The sequence below is a fragment of the Streptomyces sp. NPDC091412 genome (assembly GCF_044756885.1).
Lineage (GTDB): Bacteria > Actinomycetota > Actinomycetes > Streptomycetales > Streptomycetaceae > Streptomyces.
This window is the reverse complement of the sequence record NZ_JBIVTV010000004.1, coordinates 465,018-484,522: the sequence shown is the minus strand read 5'-3', so window position 1 is coordinate 484,522 and position 19,505 is coordinate 465,018. Positions and strand designations below refer to the sequence as shown.

The 19,505-nt window shown below is 67.7% G+C and carries 19 protein-coding genes and 2 pseudogenes; 8 read left to right on the top strand and 13 right to left on the bottom strand.

The genetic code is table 11. The features are described from left to right. From ACIQMV_RS13490 to ACIQMV_RS13470, 5 genes and pseudogenes are all read right to left on the bottom strand, one after another. A pseudogene (locus tag ACIQMV_RS13490) lies at positions 1 to 705 on the bottom strand (hypothetical protein); the annotation flags it as partial. Between the two features lie 187 nt (positions 706 to 892). Further along, positions 893 to 1,300: a hypothetical protein gene (locus ACIQMV_RS13485; RefSeq protein WP_402592763.1), complete on the bottom strand. Its 408-nt coding sequence runs from the start codon at positions 1,298 to 1,300 to the stop codon at positions 893 to 895. A gap of 292 nt (positions 1,301 to 1,592) precedes the next feature. Then, entirely contained in the window at positions 1,593 to 2,723 is a 1,131-nt protein-coding gene (locus tag ACIQMV_RS13480) for a catalase family protein (protein ID WP_402592762.1), read from the bottom strand. A gap of 57 nt (positions 2,724 to 2,780) precedes the next feature. Continuing rightward, entirely contained in the window at positions 2,781 to 4,133 is a 1,353-nt protein-coding gene (locus ACIQMV_RS13475; protein WP_402592761.1) for a Dyp-type peroxidase, read from the bottom strand. 27 nt (positions 4,134 to 4,160) lie between these two features. After that, a complete protein-coding gene (locus ACIQMV_RS13470) occupies positions 4,161 to 4,751 on the bottom strand; it encodes a hypothetical protein (RefSeq protein ID WP_253266176.1) in 591 nt (196 codons plus the stop codon). Between the two features lie 420 nt (positions 4,752 to 5,171). On the opposite strand from ACIQMV_RS13470, the gene ACIQMV_RS13465 reads away from it, so the two are divergent. Beyond that, positions 5,172 to 5,849, top strand: a complete 678-nt coding sequence (locus tag ACIQMV_RS13465; protein WP_402592760.1) for a GAP family protein — start codon at positions 5,172 to 5,174, stop codon at positions 5,847 to 5,849. A 319-nt stretch (positions 5,850 to 6,168) separates the two neighbouring features. On the opposite strand, the gene ACIQMV_RS13460 is transcribed toward ACIQMV_RS13465, so the two are convergent. Continuing rightward, on the bottom strand, positions 6,169 to 6,639 hold the full coding sequence (locus ACIQMV_RS13460) for an ArsI/CadI family heavy metal resistance metalloenzyme (RefSeq protein ID WP_402592759.1): 471 nt from the start codon (positions 6,637 to 6,639) through the stop codon (positions 6,169 to 6,171). A gap of 79 nt (positions 6,640 to 6,718) precedes the next feature. On the opposite strand from ACIQMV_RS13460, the gene ACIQMV_RS13455 reads away from it, so the two are divergent. From ACIQMV_RS13455 to ACIQMV_RS13435, 5 genes and pseudogenes are all read left to right on the top strand, one after another. Beyond that, complete coding sequence (locus ACIQMV_RS13455) at positions 6,719 to 7,099, top strand: ArsR/SmtB family transcription factor (RefSeq protein WP_402592758.1); 381 nt, start codon at positions 6,719 to 6,721, stop codon at positions 7,097 to 7,099. Beyond that, entirely contained in the window at positions 7,096 to 7,839 is a 744-nt protein-coding gene (locus ACIQMV_RS13450; RefSeq protein ID WP_402592757.1) for an aquaporin, read from the top strand. The genes ACIQMV_RS13455 and ACIQMV_RS13450 overlap by 4 nt, the downstream gene beginning before the upstream one ends. A 30-nt stretch (positions 7,840 to 7,869) precedes the next feature. Then, positions 7,870 to 8,292: an arsenate reductase ArsC gene (locus tag ACIQMV_RS13445; RefSeq protein WP_402592756.1), complete on the top strand. Its 423-nt coding sequence runs from the start codon at positions 7,870 to 7,872 to the stop codon at positions 8,290 to 8,292. 56 nt (positions 8,293 to 8,348) lie between these two features. After that, a pseudogene (locus tag ACIQMV_RS13440) lies at positions 8,349 to 8,789 on the top strand (GNAT family N-acetyltransferase); the annotation flags it as partial. A 449-nt stretch (positions 8,790 to 9,238) separates the two neighbouring features. Further along, positions 9,239 to 10,852: a recombinase family protein gene (locus ACIQMV_RS13435; RefSeq protein WP_402592755.1), complete on the top strand. Its 1,614-nt coding sequence runs from the start codon at positions 9,239 to 9,241 to the stop codon at positions 10,850 to 10,852. Positions 10,853 to 11,072: 220 nt separating this feature from the next. Here ACIQMV_RS13435 and ACIQMV_RS13430 read toward each other — a convergent pair whose 3' ends face one another. The 4 genes from ACIQMV_RS13430 to ACIQMV_RS13415 form a co-directional block, all read right to left on the bottom strand. Next, a complete protein-coding gene (locus ACIQMV_RS13430) occupies positions 11,073 to 12,431 on the bottom strand; it encodes a replication initiator (RefSeq protein WP_402592911.1) in 1,359 nt (452 codons plus the stop codon). Between the two features lie 301 nt (positions 12,432 to 12,732). Continuing rightward, positions 12,733 to 12,930, bottom strand: coding sequence for a hypothetical protein (locus ACIQMV_RS13425; RefSeq protein WP_402592754.1), 198 nt, complete (start codon positions 12,928 to 12,930; stop codon positions 12,733 to 12,735). Beyond that, the gene (locus ACIQMV_RS13420) at positions 12,927 to 14,228 is read right to left on the bottom strand and encodes an FtsK/SpoIIIE domain-containing protein (protein WP_402592753.1); all 1,302 of its coding nucleotides are present in this window, start codon (positions 14,226 to 14,228) and stop codon (positions 12,927 to 12,929) included. Before ACIQMV_RS13420 ends, ACIQMV_RS13425 begins: the two co-directional genes overlap by 4 nt. Next, the gene (locus ACIQMV_RS13415; protein ID WP_281157526.1) at positions 14,228 to 14,575 is read right to left on the bottom strand and encodes a hypothetical protein; all 348 of its coding nucleotides are present in this window, start codon (positions 14,573 to 14,575) and stop codon (positions 14,228 to 14,230) included. Before ACIQMV_RS13415 ends, ACIQMV_RS13420 begins: the two co-directional genes overlap by 1 nt. A gap of 163 nt (positions 14,576 to 14,738) precedes the next feature. On the opposite strand from ACIQMV_RS13415, the gene ACIQMV_RS13410 reads away from it, so the two are divergent. Continuing rightward, on the top strand, positions 14,739 to 15,518 hold the full coding sequence (locus ACIQMV_RS13410; protein WP_402592752.1) for a GntR family transcriptional regulator: 780 nt from the start codon (positions 14,739 to 14,741) through the stop codon (positions 15,516 to 15,518). A gap of 410 nt (positions 15,519 to 15,928) precedes the next feature. On the opposite strand, the gene ACIQMV_RS13405 is transcribed toward ACIQMV_RS13410, so the two are convergent. Both ACIQMV_RS13405 and ACIQMV_RS13400 read right to left on the bottom strand, forming a co-directional pair. Then, positions 15,929 to 16,228, bottom strand: coding sequence for a hypothetical protein (locus ACIQMV_RS13405; RefSeq protein WP_402592910.1), 300 nt, complete (start codon positions 16,226 to 16,228; stop codon positions 15,929 to 15,931). A 314-nt stretch (positions 16,229 to 16,542) separates the two neighbouring features. Beyond that, complete coding sequence (locus tag ACIQMV_RS13400) at positions 16,543 to 17,109, bottom strand: ATP-binding protein (RefSeq protein ID WP_402592751.1); 567 nt, start codon at positions 17,107 to 17,109, stop codon at positions 16,543 to 16,545. A 199-nt stretch (positions 17,110 to 17,308) separates the two neighbouring features. Between ACIQMV_RS13400 and ACIQMV_RS13395 the strand changes: the two genes are divergently transcribed. After that, complete coding sequence (locus tag ACIQMV_RS13395; protein ID WP_402592750.1) at positions 17,309 to 18,661, top strand: tetratricopeptide repeat protein; 1,353 nt, start codon at positions 17,309 to 17,311, stop codon at positions 18,659 to 18,661. A gap of 158 nt (positions 18,662 to 18,819) precedes the next feature. On the opposite strand, the gene ACIQMV_RS13390 is transcribed toward ACIQMV_RS13395, so the two are convergent. Continuing rightward, on the bottom strand, positions 18,820 to 19,505 hold a 686-nt coding region (locus tag ACIQMV_RS13390), incomplete at its 5' end, for a hypothetical protein (RefSeq protein ID WP_402592749.1).

The following is a 19,505-nucleotide window of genomic DNA, read 5'->3' as shown; positions in this document are numbered from 1 at the left end:
CAGAACCGCACCGACCCCGGCGGCCGCCGCCGCGAGAACCCACCACACTCCCCTCGCACACCGGGCGAGCGCACGGCCGGCCGGCGTGAGGACCCACCGCCACAGCGCGAGCGCGGGCAGGACGAGCAGGACACGACAGTCCCAGCACAGAACCGCACCGACCCCGGCGGCCGCCGCCGCGAGAACCCACCACACTCCCCTCGCACACCGGGCGAGCGCACGGCCGGCCGGCGTGAGGACCCACGTCCAGCACCACTTGCCGGGGGCCACGAGGAGCCACTGGACGAGCCGGGCAGCGCCGGCGAACACCGCTGCTCCCACGGCGGCGAGCACGAGCCCGAGCCTTCGCAGCACCCACTCGGCCGCACGCCCGATCGGCGCGAGCACGCGCGCGTACACCCACGCCAGCACGTCCCCGGCTCTCCGCGCGAGCCACACGAGCGCGTACCCGATCGGCGTCAGCACCCACCGGTACGTCCATACGAGCGGTACGACGACCAGTACGCGCCCGAGCCGAGCGAGCGCCCGGCCGAGCGGCCGCAGCACGGTGTCGCGCAGCAACCGCCCGCCGACGACGAGCGCGTCCCACGCCATACGCACCGGCACGACCAGCACCAGCACCACGATCCGTACGGGCATCCGGATCGCCACCACGAGGCACCCCTCGGGCGGCCGCTCCCCGGCCCCCCGCTTCTCCAGTTCCATACCCGAGAGGACGCGGCGGCGCTCCCGCCGGATCCACGAGGCCCACACGTCACTCGGCAGGAATCCGCAGAGGCCGGACCCCGATCCCCCTCTGGCCGCACACGACAACCCCGCCGCACACGACGACGGAGCGGACCGAACCGGCCCGCTCCGCCCGCGCTGCGCCTCGGATCACTCGTGAATCGCCTTACTTGTGAATCGTCGCGCAGGCCTTGGTCCCCGGGTAATTGTGCCAATACCCGCAGATCTTGCTGCCGTCCGCCGCCGAAAGCCCCCAGGTGGTTCCGACCGTCTTCTTCTCTACCCGCGCGGCGCTGACGGTTTGGCTCATAAAACCGCCCGACCCGTCCGTGAAGTCGATGTGCGCGTAATCGGTCCAGGCCCGGTTGTTCGACTGCTTGGACAGGTAGAAGCTGTCCACCTTGAGCCCGGTCCCGTTCACCGTGATACAAACCGACCCGGACCCGTCCGTGGATCCCGCGTTTCCGGTGCAGTTCGTGGCGCTGAACGGAGTGACATCCACCGCCTGGGCATTTCCGCCGAACATCGTGACACCCATGACAGCGACGGCGATTGCGGTCAGAACCTTCTTCAAGTGGCTTCACACCTCAAGCGATTGATCGGCAAGTGACAGGTCATATAAACAATCCGCCACACACCGCAGCCACTCGTTTCCGGCCTTGATCTGACCGGTTCCCCACTTCTCAAACACGTTGAAGCCCCCTCCCGGCAGGGAAGGGGCTCAACCGGCTACGCAGCCGGACACGAGTACCTCGCGCAGCTCAGTGCGCGTGACCGCTCGACGCAGGTGCCGGGGCCGCGTTCCCGACCGTCAGAGGCAGCAACTTGATGGCGGTCGAGGGCGCTTGCCGTTGCATCAGTCGGCCTCATTGGGCCGGGCCAAGTACTTCGTCGACGCTTCGCGACTCCGTGCGCGACTGTTGGTTGAGCTTGTGGCGCGCCAGGGAGGATCGCCGGTAGACCTCCTTGCGGGCCCGCATGATGTTGCCCAGGGGCGCGTGCTCGGCGGTGACCCGCCAGGGCGTGAAGGACAGTGCGTCCATCTTCTCCAGATTCCCCGGCTCGGAGATGTCCTGCCGCGGCAGCCGCAGCTTGGCCACGGTGACGGACGGCGAGAGCTGCTCGGGCCACTCCACGGTGGTGTCCTCCACCGGCATGCGCTCCAGGTCGGTGCAGAGCTGGACCTGGATGTCGAAGGCGTAGGGCCGCTCCTGCAACTCGGCTTGCAGGGCCGGTCGGAAGACCTCCACCCCCGAGGTCGGGTCGATGGCACGCCGGACCACCGCGGCAGCGGAGGACGGTTCGGGGGTGATGCGCACCTTGGCGATGTAGTCCCCGTGCCGGACCGCGCCCATCGTCCAGTAACTCGAAAGCAGCAGGTTCGCCGGAGGGGTCTTGGACAGACGCAGGAAGGCCAGGAACTCGTCCCACGCCCAGTTGTCCTGGTCCAGTGTCCCCTTTCCGGTCACGAACTCGGTGAAGAAGCGATGTGCTCCGGGACGGCCCTGGGAGAAATAGGACGGCGCGGTCAGGAACAGTTCCTGGATGAACAGGTAGTGCTCGACTGTGTTGCAGAAGAAAATCGGTCCGTTGATGTTGGCGTAGTCGAATGTGCCCGTGTCCGGTTCGTCTTCCAGCAGGGTCGGGCCGGGGATGTCGAACATCTTCAGCGCCAGTCCGGTGGCGGCGCCCAGCCGCGCGTCGGCTCCGGCGTGAGGCGAGCCGTTGGAGAAGCGGATGAGCGCATCGTGGGTTCCCGGAGTCGCGTAGATTCCTTGGGCGTACTCGGGGGGCAGCCCGTCCAGGATCTCCACTTCCCCTCGGACCAGCCCGTAGCCCTTGGCATGGGCGTCGCGAAGGGCCCGGCCGGTGCCGCCGGCCTCGACCGATTCGGCGATGTAGCTCTCGGTCTTCTCGATCACCGTCTGCACGTTGCGGTCGAAGTCCGGGTCGTCGTCTTCGACGTCAGGCGTGTAGCGGACGAACTGTGCGGCCATGACTTCGACCTCTCCTCCCGGAGACCGTGATCGCACCTCAGGGGCAGGAAATTGCCCTCAGCCCTCCAGTTCGGCGAGCCAGCGCACAGCGCGCAGCCCCGGCACGAAGCAGTACTCGCCGCCCCGGGTGACCACGAAGCTGGGCAGGTTCCGCAGACGGCGCCGGACCGGCTTCTCCGGGATGGTGACGCTGCCGGTTCCGCCGTGATGCCCGGCCACCGGGTCCTTCTCGCCGGGGTAGCCGATGAAATTGCCGTCGTTGACCCATTCGGCCTTGATGAACTCAAACTGCCGTTCCAGATGGGCCCCGAGGAAGACTCCGACCAGGCCCCGGTCGGCGCCGTCGTCCTCGAGCACGCCCTCCGGCAGCGGCGGGCCGTAGGTGGTCCCACGGCGGATGAGGCGGTGCATCCGCGCATCGCCGATGATGGTGGAATCACGAGGGTTGGTACGCCGGATGTGCGCACCGGCGGGGCACCGGTACCCCCGGTCGTCGTTCTCCCGGTACAGGAAGTCGTTGACGCGGTGCGCATCGGCCGCCAGCTCCGGATCATCGTGCTCCGGGGTCAGCGTCAACGGCGCTCCGCTCGGCCAGCGCCCGACCATCTTCGCCGCCAGGAGTGCCTCCTCCTCGGCGCTGGAACTGTTCGCGCGCAGGTACCGGCGCCAGGCCGCCACGTTGGTGTGGATCTTGCGGACAGCCGCGTAGGTCCCATTGCGCCCCAGCACATCGGGGCTGGGCATGGGCGGCAGGCTGCCGGTTTCATCGGGGTAGCCGAGGATGAACTCGCCGGCCTTGATGGGGGCCTCCCGCGGGTTGGAACCGGGCAGTCCGACGCCCTCGATGTTCGGATGGCTGATGCCGTCACGGAAGCCGAAGGTGGTGCGCCCGGTCGGGAGCTGGTGGACGTCCTGCTGCCAGATCACCCGGACACCGGGTGTCTCCTCGAAGGCGACACGGGCCCGCTCCAGCTCCTTGTCCAGCTGTGCCGTATCGGAGGAGAGGGCACTCAACGCGATGTGGACATCGCCCGTTCCGAACGGTGCCTCCCAATGGGCCGGCGCGCTCTCGCCCACGTCGCCGATCAGCTCCGCCCGAGCGGCCATGCCCTCACGAAACGCTCGCGGAAAGCTGTCCAGCGACTCCTGGGGCACCCCCAGGGCCCTCAGCCCCTCGTAGGTGAACGCCACAGCGACCCAGGCATCCTGGCTCCGGTCCGCGCTGGGCAGACCACCCGAGGTCACCGGGAGCAGCCGCCGCAGCAGGGCTCGTCCGGCATGACGGTCATCGACACGCAGGAAGACGAACTTTCCCTCGTACGGCACGGGCCTCGGACGCAGCGCCCCGCTCTGGACGTCGTCGATCTCGATGCTCACGCCGGCCGCGCTGCCGCTGTCCGCTGTGTTCATGATCGCTTGTGCCCTCCACATCGGTCGCTAGGCCGAGGCTTCCTCCAACAGCTTCCGGAAGGCAGGCGTGGCCACCAACTCCGCGTTGGCCGGGTTCTCCAGGGCCGACCGGAACTCGGGGGTGTCCAGCACCTCCTGGAACGCGTCGTCCACACGGTGGTCCTTGAAGATCTGCTGAACGGTCAGATCGGGATAGGCGCTGACGAAGACCCCCGCGGGCGCCTGGTGGGCGATGAACCAGTCCTTCACCCCGGGATCCTTGACGCCGGGGAACCCCACGCTGTGCGAGAAGACCTTGTCGAAGCGTTCCCCGACCACCGTCTTGGCGAAGTCGTCGATGTACGTGTCCCAGGAGCCGTCGAAGACGCTGGCGAACATGAAGCGGGTGTCGTTGTCGAAGATCACATGCCGTGCGTCATGCAGGGTGCCGATCTGGCGCAGCGCCGCATGGACCCTCTCGTCATCCGCCGCGTCGGCCATCGCGGCGAGATCCTCACGCAGCGCGTCCGCATGGCCCGGCTTGATCTCGGTGAAGACGGTGAACTCGCTGCAGACCCCATCCGACCTGCCCGGCCGCTCGGGGCGCGCCGGCTGGGCTGCACCTGTCGTCGCAGTCATCGTGAAACTCTCCTGCCACGAATCGGTGCGAGGGTCGCCAAGCACCCGGACATGAGGCGCCATCGCCCCCACATGTCAATCCTCACCACGGATGCACCGCCTCGCATCCCGGGTCCTGGGCACTGTGGTCACCTGAGGTGGATGACCGGGAGAGTCCGGCACTGCGGCGTCCAGCCCGATCCGTCCCGCCCCGAAAAGCACCCGAGGACAGATCCGGCCGAGCGCAGGAAGATGGAATGGGCGGGACGTGCCGAGTACGTCGTCGTCACCATTCCCGGGCAGCCGCTTCCGCACGGCCGTGGAGACAGTGGCGCGACCGATCGCACACCGACCCGTTGCGCCGCCGAGGCGGTCGGGGCACCCTCTCGCGCCAAGCCCTACTCAACTGGATCGCCACCCTGACCTCACGCGGAGGCAACCATGGGCGCAGTTCTCGGTGACGTGCTGGGTTTCGCGGCGGCCGTCGCGGTCAGTCCCCTCCCGATCATCGCCGTCATCCTCATACTCGCCACGCCCCGAGGACGTCTCAACGGCGTCCTCTTCACCGTCGGCTGGATCCTGGGACTCGCGGCACTGGGCGCGGTGATGCTGGCGATCGCTTCCCCGGCAGGTGCCTCCGCCCGCAACCACCCGGCCACCTGGGTGGGAGTCCTCAAGCTCGCCCTGGGCCTGTGCCTCGTCCTCTTCGGCGCCCGGCAATGGCACCGGCGCCCAAGGGATTCCTCGCAAGCTCAGCTGCCGAAGTGGATGAGCGCGATCGACCGCCTCACGCCGGTCAAGGTCTTCGCACTGGGGCTGGCCCTGGCCGCGCTCAACGCCAAGAACGCCCCGTTGACCATCGCCGCCGGCGCCGCGATCGGCTCAGCCGGCCTGCCGGTAGGTCAGCAGATCGCATCCCTGGCGATCTTCGTCCTGATCGCCACCCTCGGCCTGCTGGCCCCACTGGGAGTTTTCCTGCTCGGGGGAGAGCGGGCCAGGACCACGCTCGGCAGCTGGAAAAACTGGGCAGCTCAGCACAATGTCGCCGTGATGGCGGTCCTGTTCTTCGTCCTCGGGCTGAAACTGCTCGGAGACGGCATCTCGATCCTCACCTCCTGACAGGCTCACTCGCGGCGCCCGGATACCGGCGAGTCCCCTCCCCATCAGGGAAGGGGGCTCAACAGGCCACGCGGCAAAGGCAGCGGCCACCTCGTCCTCGCTCGCCCCTACCAGCGCCTCAACCACCCGTTCGAGTGCCTCGCGCAGCTCAGTGCGCGTGACCGCTCGACGCAGGTGCCGGCGCCGCGTTCTTGACCGTCAGAGGCAGCAACTTCTTGCCGGTCGGGCCGATTTGGATGTGGGTGTCCATTTGCGGGCCGGTAGCTACGCACAACCACCCCGCCAAGGCACCGTGCCAGCCGATGCCCCAACTGCCGGTTCAGCCGCAGCTGCAACCCGTGGACTCGAAGGCCGGTTCGGTGGCCTGGGTGATGCAGCAGCCGTCGCCTGTCGCGTTGGGGTCGGCGCTCTTGCCGAGGGTGTCGGCGTCGGCCTTGACGACGTAGACCTCCCAGGGCTCCTTGCCAGGTCCGTGCACCCACACCTTGTCCTGGATCGCGTAGCAGCAGGAGGTGTCGTTCTCCTCGAAGGTGGCCAGGCCGGCGTCCTTGAGTCGGGTGGTGGCGGCGTTGACCTGGTCGGTGGACTCGACCTCGACGCCGAGGTGGTCGAGGCGAGTTTCCTCGCCGCGCTCGCCCTCGATCAGGACGAGCTTGAGCGGGGGCTCGGTGATGGCGAAGTTGGCGTAGCCCTCACGTCGCTTGGTCGGCTCGGTGCCGAACAACTTCGAGTAGAAGGTGATCGACGCTTCCAGGTCGCTGACACGCAGGGCGAGCTGAGCACGGGACATGACAGGGCTCCCATCGACTTGCATTGATGTCCGTCGATGCAAGCTTGTGAGTTGGATCGAAGGATGTCAACATAAACGCATGTCGAATCAAGAGCTTGTGGTGCTCGGACAGAGCGACGAGAACGGCGCGTGCTGCCCCGGGCTGGTGACCGCTCCCCTGAACGAGGACCAGGCGGCAGAACTGGCGAAGCTGTTCAAGGCGCTGGGCGACCCGGTACGCCTGCGCCTGCTGTCGATGATCGCCTCACGGGCGGGCGGTGAGGTCTGCGTCTGTGACCTGACCCCGGCTTTCGATCTGTCCCAGCCGACGATCTCGCATCACCTCAAGCTGCTGCGGCAGGCCGGTCTGATCGACTGCGAGCGGCGCGGCACGTGGGTCTACTACTGGGCACTGCCCGCCACCCTCGACCGGCTCGCCGCCTTCCTGAAGACGTCGCAGACGGCCGAGACAAACGCGTGACCGCCCCGCTGGGCCGCCGGGCCGCCGCCGAGGCTGTGGGATCGGCCGCCCTGGTCGCGGCGGTCGTCGGCTCCGGCATCCAGGCCACCGAGCTGACCAGGGATGTCGGCGTGCAACTACTGGCCAACTCGCTGGCCACGGTCTTCGGCCTGGGCGTGCTCATCGCGCTCCTGGGGCCGGTCTCCGGTGCACACTTCAACCCCGTCGTCACCCTCGCCGCCTGGCTCACCGGCCGCCGCAGCGAGGATGCACTGACCTCGCGGGACGTCGCCGCTTACATCCCGGCCCAGATCATGGGAGCCATCGCCGGGGCCGTCGTGGCCGACGCCATGTTCGGCAAACCGCTCGTCCATTGGTCCACCCATGACCGCTCCGCCGGTCACCTGTGGCTGGGCGAGGTGGTCGCGACCGCCGGACTCGTCCTGCTGATCTTCGGCTTGGCCCGCTCCAATCGTGCCCACTTCGGCCCGGTGGCCGTGGCGTCTTACATCGGAGCGGCGTACTGGTTCACGTCCTCCACCTCGTTCGCGAACCCGGCGGTCACCATCGGCCGGGCCTTCACCGACACCTTCGCCGGCATCGCCCCCGGCTCGCTCGGCCCGTTCATCGTGGCCCAACTGGTGGGTGCCGCGCTGGGGCTGGGGCTGCTGCTTGCCGTCTTCGGACGCCCAGCACCCACACAGACTGCAACCGTTCCTCTCCAAGGCGAACCCGAACTCGCCGCTCCCACACTCCCCTGACCGGCCTCCGCCCAGAAAGACACACCAGCCATGAACACCTCCGCTGAACGTCCCTCCGTGCTGTTCGTCTGCGTTCACAACGCCGGGCGCTCCCAAATGGCCGCAGCGTTCCTCACTCACCTGGCGGGCGACCGCGTACAGGTCCGCTCTGCCGGATCCGCGCCCGCCGACACGGTCAACCCGGCCGTCGTCGAAGCGATGTCGGAGGCAGGCATCGACATCTCCGCCGAGGTGCCCAAGGTGCTCACGGTCGAAGCCGTCCAGGCCTCCGATGTGGTCATCACCATGGGCTGTGGCGACACCTGTCCCGTCTTCCCCGGCAAGCGCTACCTCGACTGGGCGCTCCCCGACCCGGCCGGGCAGGGCGTCGACGCCGTCCGCCCCATCCGCGACGAGATCGAGAAGCGCATCCGCGGCTTGCTGGACGAGATCGCCCCGACGAGCCAAGCGTGAGCGCCGCGACCGAAGTTCGCATCGTGGCCATGGGCCCCTAGCACGCCGACGAGGTTCTGAGGATCTACCGACTCGGCATCGACGAGGGCAACGCCACCTTCGAGACCGCCGCGCCCACCTGGGAACACTTCGACGCCAGCAAGCTGCCCGACCACCGGCACGTCGCGGTGGACCAGGGCGGCAGCGTGCTGGGCTGGGTGGCGGCGGTGCCAGTGTCCGACCCGTGCGTCTACGCCGGCGTGGTCGAACACTCGGTGTACGTCCACCCCGACGCCCGCAACCGAGGAGTCGGCACGGCGTTGCTGAACGCGTTTATCGCCTCGACCGAAGCAGCGGGCATCTGGGCCATCCAGTCAGGCATCTTCCCTGAGAACACCAGCAGCCTCGCCCTGCACCAGAGGGCGGGCTTCCGCATCATCGGCACGCGCGAACGCATCGGCCGGCATCGCGGCGTATGGCGCGACGTCGTACTCATCGAACGCCGCAGCCCTGCGGTCGCACAGGGCGCCCACCACGCATTCAAACGCCACCAGACACCAGCGAGCCCCCTCGCTGTAGGAGAGGGGGCTCGCATGGTCATGCAGCCGCGCACAGGCACGGAGCGGGCCCTCAGACCCATTCCACCTCGGAGACGATGTACGGGGCACTTGCAGGACCCGGCAGCGGCGTCCGAGAGGACGCCGGCGGCGCCGATGGACGAGGAAGTGAAGCGCCGACCGAAGCCAGTACGGCGGACACCTCGTCCTCGCTCGCCCCCGCCAGGGCCTCCATCACCCGATCGAGTGCCTCGCTCACGTCAGTGGGTGTGACCACTCGCAGCCGGCGTCGGACCTGCGTTCTTGACCGTCAGAGGCAGCAGCTTCTTGCCGGTCGGGCCGATTTGTATGGCCGTGTCCATCTGGGGGCATATGGACACAGGTGTAAAACCAGCTCTACGGTCGCATGCATGGGGACACGAACACGGAAGCGCACAGCAGCCGACCAGAGGCAGTACTCGGTCGAGGCCGAGTGGACTGACGCGGATCTCGCGCTCCTGGAGGAGTTGAAGCAGGCTGAGGCCCTACTCCCCGGGGATGCTCCTCGGGCTCTCTTATCCGTCCGCCTGTCTGTGCTGACGGACGAAACCACGTCGCCGGTGCGGCAGGAGCTCGACCTTCGCATCCTGGCAAGGGAGAGAGGCTGTCGAGTCGTCGGCGTCGCTTCAGACCTGAACGTGTCAGCAACGAAGGTTCCGCCGTGGAAGAGGAAGGAACTCGGGGACTGGTTGAACAACCGCTCTCCCGAGTTCGATGAGCTCCTGTTCTGGAAGCTCGACCGCTTCGTACGCCGCCTCTCTGATCTCTCGACGATGATCGAGTGGAGCCTGAAGCGCGGGAAGAACCTGGTCTCGAAGAACGACAGCCTTGATCTCACGACGACCGCCGGGAAGATCATGGTCACGATCATCGGCGGTATCGCCGAGATCGAAGCGGCCAACACCTCTACCCGGGTCACGAGCCTGTGGGACTACGCGAAGACCCAGGAAGAGTGGATCATCGGCAAGCCGGCGTACGGCTATGTCACGGGTGAGGACGACGCAGGGAAGCTCGGTCTCGTCATCGACCCCGAGGCCCACAAGGCACTGCACTGGGCTCGACGCATGGCGCTTCGAGGACGCTCCGCGCGGTTCATGGTGCGCTGCCAGAAGCGGTCCGGGCTCATGAGCCAGGGGCTCACCGTGGCGACGCTCCACCGCCGCCTCCGTAACCCTGCGCTTCTCGGCTACCGGGTGGAGGAGGACAAACAAGGAGGGCAACGGCGCTCGAAAGCGATCCTCGGCAAGGACGGCAGGCCGATCAAGGTCGCTCCCCCGATCTTCACCGAGGAGGAGTTCGAGACCCTCGGCGCCGCTCTCGACAAGCGCAAGAAGAACCAGCCTCCACGCCGTGTCGGCGGAGCGACTCAGTTCCTCGGCGTCCTCCTGTGCGCCGACTGCAAGACGAACATGACCGTGAAGATCACGAACAACAGGTTCGGGATCTACCACTACCTACGGTGCCGCAACTGCAAGAGCGGCGGACTCGGCGCACCCGACCCCGACCAGGTCTACGAGCGGCTCGTGGAGGACGTGCTCAAGGTCCTCGGTGACTTCCCCGTACAGGTTCGCCAGTACGCCGAGGGCGCCGAGGTACGGCGGGAGATCAAGCGCCTTCAAGAATCCATCGCTCTCTACATGAAGGAGCTCGAACCAGGGGGCCGGTACACGAAGACCCGGTTCACGAAGGAGCAGGCAGAGGCGACGCTCGACAAACTCATCGGGGAGTTGGAAGCCATCGACCCCGAGACGGCGAAGGACCGATGGGTCAACGTCCACGGAGGTAAGACCTTCCGCGAGCACTGGCAGGAAGGCGGCATGGAAGCCATGGCCGCAGACCTGTACCGAGTCGGCATCCGATGCGAGGTCACCCGCACGAAGGTGCCGAAGGTGCGAGCCCCGAAGGTGCACCTCCGCCTACTGATCCCGAGGGACGTACGCGAGCGGCTCGTGATCCGAGAGGACGACTTCGCCGAAGCCTTCTGACACAGCACAGGCGACGTATCAGTGCGGCCGCCTTCCCGAGGCACGCGGGGAGGCGGCTTCCCTTTTCACGAGAACCAAGACGCGGGGTCAAACGGCTCTTCAGTGCCGTCATCGTCAATGATCACGATCTCGCTCTCAATCAGGCTCATGGTCCTGTTGTTGGACGTCCGGGGCAGCGGCGAGCGCCCAGGCTGCTGAAGTTCGCGTTCGGGCAGGGCAGTTATCGACACCACTCCCCCTCTTGCCCTGCTCCCAGGCCGAGCCATCGGCACTCCGCAAGGTCCTCGGCGATTCCGGCCGCGATGAGGGCAGCGCCGGGGGTGTGGCCCGAGCCGACGTAGCGCCATTGCCGCTCGGTGACCATGTCGGGCAGGTCCGCGTGGCCCAAGTAGTCGGCTCGCTCGGCGCGGAGTGCCGCGTACGTCGTCGAGTAAGCACGGGACTTGGTCAGGATGTGACCCCGGTAGCCAAGCGTGTGGGTCCAGTCCCGGAGGCGGAGGTGGGCGTACTCGGGAAGGCCGCCAAGACGCCAGCAGGTGCGCATGAGGATCCGAACGTGTTCGCTGACCGGTGCCGACTCGATGTCTGCCCAGGTGGTAACGGGGTGGTCGAGGCCGGCGCCTGTGTCGCTCGCTCCCTTGGTGACGTACTTGGCCACGTATGCGGCCACGGCGTCATCGTCGGGTCCGTCGCTGTCGGCGCGTAGTGGCCGGGCGTCGACCTGGGCGCCCCAGTTCAAGGCCAGCTCGCCCACGGCCGCGCTGTAGGGGGTGCTGACCAGGACCCGCCGGGCGGAGGCGCGCACGGCGTCGATGAGCAGGTCGGGAGTGCCCCAAGCCGGTGGTTCGTCGTCGGGTCCGTTCGGTCCGTCGAGGCGGACGACGGCGTGCACGTGGACAGCCGCTCTCCTCTGATACTCAGCGACACGGGCGAAGGACAGCCGGGCGTGGTGGGCGAAGTGGGACTGTACGAGGCCGACTGCGGAGGCGAGGCGCCGCCGGACGTCGATGACGAACCGGTCCCACAGTTTGGAGGCGTGTGCGTGCCACAGCACGTGGCCCGTGTAGTCGTAGCAGTCGGCGCACAAGGGTTGGCCGACGACCGGCGCGTCCGGGGCGTGGATGGTGCGGCAGCCGAGGGGACGACCGTGTGCGCAGGTTCCGCCGTCGCGACGGGGACGGCAAAACTCCCCCGCACGGTGGACCGGGCCGAAGGACGGGGCGGTCAGGGTGACGAAGAGCCGGGGCCGGTGGCGGACGGTGGCGGGGACGTTCTTGCCGCCGAGGAGGCCGGCACGGACGAGGTGGTAGGTGTCTCCGGCGTGGAGGCGGGAGCAGGCCGGGCAGACGGTGGCGCGCCGGTTGCGGCAGCGGACGAGGAGCCGTTCACCGGGCTCGTTGCGGGTGTCGTAGTGGTGGAGGATCTCGCCGGTCGCACCGTCCAGGGTGCTGGTCGAGCCGGACAGGTGGACGGGATGAGCGCAGCCGCCGGTGGCGGTGATCTGCTCCAGCCAGCGGGCGAACTTGGGGTCTTGGGCGAGACGGATGGCGTCGCGGTCTGCTTCGGAAAGCTGACGCAGGCGCGCCGCGCGGTCGAGGGCGGCGCGCCGGTCAGTGGGGGTGATCTGCGGGGTGATGGTGGTGACCTTCCGGGGTGGGCCGCCGTAGCGGCCGGGTGAGTGGTGGGTGGTGCGCCGTGGTTCATGGGGATCGCCTCCCTTGCGTGGTCGGGTCGGGTGGGGGTGGGGTTAGCGGATGGTTCCGGTGCCGCGGCAGACGCGGCAGCGCCGCTGTCGTCCGGTCCAGGTGCGGCGTGCTCCGTCGCCCTTGCACTGAGGGCACCTCACGCGGGGCATAGGCATGCGGGTGTGTCCTTTCTGCTCAGGGGTGGGAGAAGCCGTTGATCAGCCAGGTGACGAGGCCGTGGATGGTGTAGATCACGGGGGTCTGGCCGAGGTAGACGCCGAAGAGGCCGACGCAGACCGCTTCCCAGGCGCGGACGTCGCGGGAGCGGACGAGGAGGACGGTGATGATCCCGAAGATCACCGCGAACGTGAACGCCGTACCTTCGCCGATCACTTGTCCTCTCCTTCCGGCACCGCAAGGGCGCGCGTGAGGCCGGGCAGTTCCGGGGTGAGGGCTGCGCACTTCCGGGCCGTCGCTACGGCCTCTTGCGTGGGGGTGAGGTGGGAGCGGGCGCGGCTCCAGCCGCCGTCCGGGCCGGTGCATACGGCCACGCCGCGTTCCTCCGGTGTGATCGATTGGGCGACGGCCACGGCATCTTTGTTGAGGTCGCCGAGGGTCATTTCGGCGGTGCCGGGGTCGTTGACGCGGTGGCAGATCCGGCCGCCTAGCTGGGCTCGCAGGGCGGTGACGCCGGGGCCGAGATCGGAGCCGACGCGTTGGCCGGCGACGACCAAGTGCATCCCTAGCGCGGCCCCGAGTTGGGCCAGCCGGAGCAGGAGCGTGGAGCACTGGTCTGCTTCTGCCTTGCTCTCGCGGGTGCCGTCGGACAGGTACAGTTCGGCGATCTCGTCGACGATCACGACGACCGGCACCGGCCGCAGTTTCTCGGGCAGCTCCCAGATCGAGCGGACACCGGCGGACCGGCATGCGCTCATGCGGTCCTGCATGTCGACCACGAGCGCGGAGAGCACGGCGACCGCTTCCCTGCGGCAGGTCGCCAGCGCGCTGAGCCGTCCGGCGAACAGGCCGAGTTCCATGCCGCCCTTGCAGTCGATGCCGACCAGGGCCACGGGCTGCTCAGCGAGCTGGGTGATCAGACGGGCCAGCAGGGTGGACTTGCCCGAGCGGGTGGCCCCGGCGATGAGCCAGTGCGGCACGAGCCGCAGGTTCATCACCCACGCCCCGCCGGACTCCAGCACGCCTATCAGCGCGGAGAGGAGTTCGGCCGGAGCCGTGGCTAAACCGGGCCGCTGCAGCGGATCCGTGGCCGTCGCCGTCAGCAGGACGAGCCCGCGTTCCGGCGAGGTGACCCGCACGGCGTGCACCTTCCACGCGTGCACGAACGCGTCCGCCGCCTTCAGGTATGTCGCCGGGGTCTGGCCCGCATGCAGGCGCACGAACACGGTCAGGCCCATACGGGTGGCGCGCGGGAAGGAGACCCGCGGAGCCACCGGCCGCAGCGGATCACCCTTCACCACCAGGTCCCCGAGCAGCCCGCGCGGCGGGCGACGGGAGACGGCGAGGTCGTTGAGCATGGCGACCTTGCGCCAGGTCAACACCACCCGGCACGCGGCGGCCGGGTAGCCCACGAGGTACCAGTGCCAGGCCGGACGATGCCGGCGCACCAGGTCACCGACGACCAACATCCAGGCCAGCACGGCCAGGGCGAAGGCGAGCAGGATCGGCCCCATCAGGCGCCACCGCCCTTGACGTGCGCCGTCGCGCCAGGCACGGGCGTGATGGCGTCGGCGCGGAAGCTGACGCCGTGCCGGTCGCCCATGGCCCACATGAACGCCGTCAGGCCGGTGACCTTGACGATCTGCCCTTCCTCGATGCCCTTCGGTTCACCGGTCACGGCGATCTCGATGACGGAGATCCGCCGCCGGTCCTGCCGCACGGTGACCGCAACGGTGTAGACGGGGTTGCCGTCCCGGTCCTTCTTCACCTCCTGTGTCTCGGGGTTGCTGATCTTCGCTTCCGGCGCGATGGCGCACCGCAGTACGCCCAAGCGCGCCGTGTCCACGGGAATGGACTGCATTTCTTTGGCCTCCCTGGCCAGTCGGAACGCCAGCAACGTACTGACGTCACTTGTCCTTACGAGTTACGACTATGGAGTCCTGTACGGCGGGGGTGCAACTACTTATACTGACGAGTGATGTCGCGCGTGCGACGTGCCTACGACCTCACCCGGAGATGCCGAGATGACCGAGATCCAGCGCCCCGGAGCCCTCTACCAGCAGGTGGCCGCAGCGGTCAGGGAAGCGATCCTCACCGGCGAGTTCGCCCCCGACTCCCTGCTTCCGTCCGAGGCCCAGCTCATGGCCCGCTACGGCGTCTCCCGCCCCACGGTCCGCAACGCGATCGCCGCACTGCGCGCGGAAGGGCTGATCGATGTCCGGCACGGCAAGGGCAGCTTCGTACGCTCCGACGGACAGCCGGCCCTCACTCTCGAACGGCGCATCAGCCGTACCGGCGAGGGCAAGTTCGTCATGCCCAATGGCGACGTGTGGCAGGAGGCGGAGGAGCCGAGCACCTACCGCACCCACACCGCGAAGGACTCCGGCCGGTTGCTTCAACTCGGCGAGGAAGAGGCGCTGTTCGGCTGCGACCGGCTGCTCACCGACCCCGGCACCGGGACGCGTGCCATGCACCGCACGCTGATCCCCTTCGAGATCGCCGAGGCTGTCCCGCTGCTCGGCAAGGAGCCGTGCAAGCCTCCGGCAGCGATCTACTGGGTACTCACCCAGGCCGGACACAAGCTGTCGTGGACCGAGACGGTACGCGCCCGCATGCCGCTTCCCGACGAGCGAACCGCGCTCCAGCTCCCCGACGCGACCCCGATCCTGCACATGGCCCGCGTCACCCACGGCACCGACGACCGTCCGCTGATCCTCGAAGAGCTGCGCATCGGCGCGGACCGTGCCGAACTCGCCTACCGGATCACCGCCGACAAACAGCCCGCACGACGCCCCCGCGCCTGAGCGCCGACAACGATCGGTCGAAACCGCCTTCACTTCCTCAAGGGCGCGCCTGCGGCGCGCCGGGCCGCCCGGCCGCCCCGGCCGGGCGTGCGGCGTGACCGCCGGTCCCGTCCGGTCGCCGGACGCCCCACACCGCAGCCAGCCGGAGAAGTCGCAGCGTCGACCGGCCGTCGCAGGCAGAGGCGTGGTGGCCTGGGGGTCGCCGGCCTCCGAGACTTTACGCAGCTCCCATGGGGCGAGCCTCGAAGAACAGGGGGCCCATCGGGCACAACCGCGGGCAGGTCCAGTACCTGCCCGATTCGCCGGGCCAGCGTAAGGCCCCCTGTTCACTCGCCCCATGGCAGCTACTGCCCAAAGTCTCTCCAGCCGACGACGTGCCCACGTGCCGCGCTCACCAGCGAAAACACCCCTCACGCCGCACCGCCGCCACCGTCGGCGAGCCCCTCCAAGAGCCCGGCAAGCCGGTCCACCGCCTCCGGCCAACCCGCCAGGCGCACGAGCCCGCGCCCGTCCTCCCCCGTCGAGGCGACCGCCCGAACATCGGACAGCTCGAATCCCGCACCGAGCAGCGCTCGGTTCAGACTGTCGGCAACCTCCCGAGCCTCTCGCCAGCCCGCCACGTAGTCGACTCCCGGCACCCACAGGCCGTGGCCGATGCCCATCACGTCATCGAGGCCATCGCTCAGCCAGCTCTCACCCGAGCCAGTCACCTTGCCCACCTCTGCCCTGATCTAGGTAACGGATCATCAACTCCCTTTGGTCCAGGGCAGACAAGCAGCACGACGGCCCCGGTACCATCAGGCACCGGGGACCGCTGCGTCCCCTCCCGGACCACCCCGGTTGCTGCCAGGCGCGGGGGTGGTCCGGTCTCGGTATGAGGTTGTGAAGCATGGCCCCCGGGGCCGAGTGGGGAGCCCGGCGGACAGTCCCAGGGAGCCACGCCCCGATCACCGGAGGGAACACCTCCGGCCCCGTGCTGCCGCCCGCCCCGAGGGGCAACACGAAGGCGACAGCCCGGAGATCACTAAGTTGGACTGACGCCATCTCCACCGTTGAGGTCGAAGCGGCACCACACGGTCTTGCCACCCCCGTCTCCCGGCGTCCACCAGACCGCCACCGCCAGCCGCTGAACGATCAGCAGCCCACGACCGCTGTCAGGCAAGACCGCTTCCGACAGCTCACCCATCAGCCCCGGAGAGAACGCGTCACCCAACGGCAGCACCGGAGGCGTCGAGTCCTCATCAGAGACACCGATGAACAGCCACTTCGGCCAGAGCTTGAAGGTCACATCAACGCGCCGGCAGCCGCCCGGATGGGCCAGCTCCCGATCCGGCACCGCGTGGTTCACCACGTTCCCCACCAGCTCGGACACGGCCAACCGGGCATCGTCGATCGCCTCGGTTGCACCAGCACCCCGCAGAAACTCAGCGGTCATGTCCCGGGCAACGCGTGCCGTGTCCTGGAACTCGGCGAAGAGCGTCAGTGCCAGGAAGTGCCCACCCGATGACGGCTCAGGCGCCACGAACCAGTGGGCGTACGCGTCCAGTTCCTCCTCTAAGCGCTCACGCTGTCGCACTCGCTTCGCCTCCATGACAGGGTCCCGTCGCGGGTCACGCCTGCCGAGGCCCTCCCGGCAGGGTCACGCGAGGATGCCCCGCATCTCCCGGCCGTCGCTCCCCTCTCGTGGGGACCCCCCTCGTGGGTACACTCGCGAGACGGACAGCGCACGAAGATCGAAAGAGAAGATCAAACAAGTCGAGACGTCAGGTCAATCACGATGGGGAAGTGAGATGACCGAAGCTGCACCGACACCGGCAGCTCTGCCGCCGCATGTGCTGGAACGCGCAGACGTACGGTCTGCAATCGCCAACCACGACTTCGGCGAAGTCTTCAGACTGGCCCGGCTCCATGGTCAGATCAGCTTCGCCAAGATCGCCGAGGCCACCGGCTACAAGCGCGAGCACATCGGCAAGATGGCCCGGTCGGAGACCGACGGCAAGGGCATTCGCCCACGGATCACCCAGCATTACAAGATCCTCGAAGTGGTGGACGCGCTACGCATTCCCGGCCATCTCGCGGGACTAGCCCCGCGTCCGTGGGAGCTGGGCCGGAGAGCCACCGCGTCACAGCCGGACGACCCGAGCGCCTTGATTGCCCAGGGTGGGGCAGGTCTGTGGGATGTCGCCGAGCTGCTCCGCCGTACCGAGATGTCGAACATCAACAGCGCCGCCCTGGAATCCATCGAACAAGGCATTGACCAACTGGCCCGCGCCTACCCGTACGCCGACGCCGACTACCTGCACGAGCGCACCCGCAACGGCCTGCACTACGTCACCAAGCAACTCGAAGGCCGGATGACCCTCCGCCAGCACCGTGAACTTCTCGTCGATGCCGGATGGCTCTTCCTGCTGAACGCATGCGTCCAATACGACCGCGGGCAGCGCGAGGCTGCCAACCTCAGCAAGGCCGCCGCACTCCGCATCGGCGAAGAGGCCGGCCACGGCGAGATCAAGGCGTGGGCATGGGAGATCGAGGCGTGGTTTGCCCTCACCCAGAGCCGTTGGCAAGACATGCTCGACGCCGTCGAAGCAGGGCATGCCTCCGATCAGACGCATTCCGTCGGCGTGCAGTTGTACGCGCACAAGGCACGCGCCGCCGCGCGCATGGGAGACGCCCGCCTGGTCCGCGGCTCCCTGGACGCCGGACGCGCGCGCCTTGACCGGCTACCCCGGCCGGACCACCCCGAACACCACTTCATCATCGACCCGGACAAGTGGGACTTCTACGAGATGGACGCCTACCGTCTCCTCGGAGACGACGAGCGCGCCGCCACCCACGCCCGATCGGTGATCCGCATCAGCACCGGCCCCGACGGAACCGAGATCTCCCCCATGCGCGCCGCAGAGGCACGCCTCACCCTCGGAGTCGCCGCCGCCCGCACCGGCGAGATCGAAGAAGCCATCGGCATGGGCACCGCAGCCCTGGAGGCCGACCGTAAGTCCCTTCCGTCCCTACTTTTAGTCGCTGACGAACTGGACAAAGAACTGCGCGCCAGATACCCCCGCGAGGCTGCATCGCGCGACTTCCATGAACGGATCATGAAGATCAAGCGAGGTGCCACCAGTCCGGAACTTCCGTTCTGAATCAGCTCACTCGTCTTTCAGCTCGCCCAGAGATCACCGAGGGAGCAAGGTATCTGAAAACGCATCGCTCGACGCGATTGCAAACGTCAGCGTTCGCCCACGCATTCTAATCGGGTGCAGCCGTGCAGGATGTTTACAGGCCGAAGCGGTGGCGTCCGCTATCGCTTTCCTTCCTGATACCAGAAGTACACCGTCGCCATACCGAACGAGACGTACATGAACTGCCTGTCAAGGGAGTTCGACAAGCTTGGATTGAAGGCGCCGATCACGTCGGCCGCTGTCCCGAACAGGAACACCAATACTCCGAGCAAAAGTGCGCCTGGCGCGATATTTTTCGGGCTGAACCTACTGGCTGGCCCGCCTTCGGCTTCATCTGCCTGTTTAACGAAGGTCTCTACAAGCTTGGTGAGTTCCGAAGCGGCCTCTTCATTTGCGAGCAGGTTTTGCGCGGCGATATCGATGGAATCAGGATCTACTACCGAAGCCGATTCGACCGAAACTTGAATCACGGGGTCGCTGAACGAAAGTCTCCCTCTGTAGAGGTCACTCAGCTTTAGGGCCGACGAGATCACGGGGGCAGCACTAAGAGTCTCCACTGATGACAGCGGATCAAAGCCACCGGCGAAAGGACTCGCACCTGCCGCCAACTTAGCCAATTGGAATGCGTTAGATGCATATTTCGGCGGCGCCGAGTTACTCAGGTCTATGAGCGAGCGGACCTCGCCGAGGATGCTCGACGCTTCCCCACCCAAGCCCAACTGAGTGGCGAACGAGACGGTCCTGCGCCCCGACTTCTGATACTTGGCGACCTCGCCGAGGATGCTCGACGCTCCCCCACCCAAGC

Bases quoted from the DNA above. Each gene is read 5' to 3' on its own strand.
- ACIQMV_RS13480 (WP_402592762.1), bottom strand. From the start codon at position 2,723: ATGGCCGCACAGTTCGTCCGCTACACGCCTGACGTCGAAGACGACGAC.
- ACIQMV_RS13475 (WP_402592761.1), bottom strand. From the start codon at position 4,133: ATGAACACAGCGGACAGCGGCAGCGCGGCCGGCGTGAGCATCGAGATC.
- ACIQMV_RS13470 (WP_253266176.1), bottom strand. From the start codon at position 4,751: ATGACTGCGACGACAGGTGCAGCCCAGCCGGCGCGCCCCGAGCGGCCG.
- ACIQMV_RS13465 (WP_402592760.1), top strand. From the start codon at position 5,172: ATGGGCGCAGTTCTCGGTGACGTGCTGGGTTTCGCGGCGGCCGTCGCG.
- ACIQMV_RS13460 (WP_402592759.1), bottom strand. From the start codon at position 6,639: ATGTCCCGTGCTCAGCTCGCCCTGCGTGTCAGCGACCTGGAAGCGTCG.
- ACIQMV_RS13455 (WP_402592758.1), top strand. From the start codon at position 6,719: ATGTCGAATCAAGAGCTTGTGGTGCTCGGACAGAGCGACGAGAACGGC.
- ACIQMV_RS13445 (WP_402592756.1), top strand. From the start codon at position 7,870: ATGAACACCTCCGCTGAACGTCCCTCCGTGCTGTTCGTCTGCGTTCAC.
- ACIQMV_RS13435 (WP_402592755.1), top strand. From the start codon at position 9,239: ATGGGGACACGAACACGGAAGCGCACAGCAGCCGACCAGAGGCAGTAC.
- ACIQMV_RS13420 (WP_402592753.1), bottom strand. From the start codon at position 14,228: ATGGGGCCGATCCTGCTCGCCTTCGCCCTGGCCGTGCTGGCCTGGATG.
- ACIQMV_RS13415 (WP_281157526.1), bottom strand. From the start codon at position 14,575: ATGCAGTCCATTCCCGTGGACACGGCGCGCTTGGGCGTACTGCGGTGC.
- ACIQMV_RS13410 (WP_402592752.1), top strand. From the start codon at position 14,739: ATGACCGAGATCCAGCGCCCCGGAGCCCTCTACCAGCAGGTGGCCGCA.
- ACIQMV_RS13400 (WP_402592751.1), bottom strand. From the start codon at position 17,109: ATGGAGGCGAAGCGAGTGCGACAGCGTGAGCGCTTAGAGGAGGAACTG.
- ACIQMV_RS13395 (WP_402592750.1), top strand. From the start codon at position 17,309: ATGACCGAAGCTGCACCGACACCGGCAGCTCTGCCGCCGCATGTGCTG.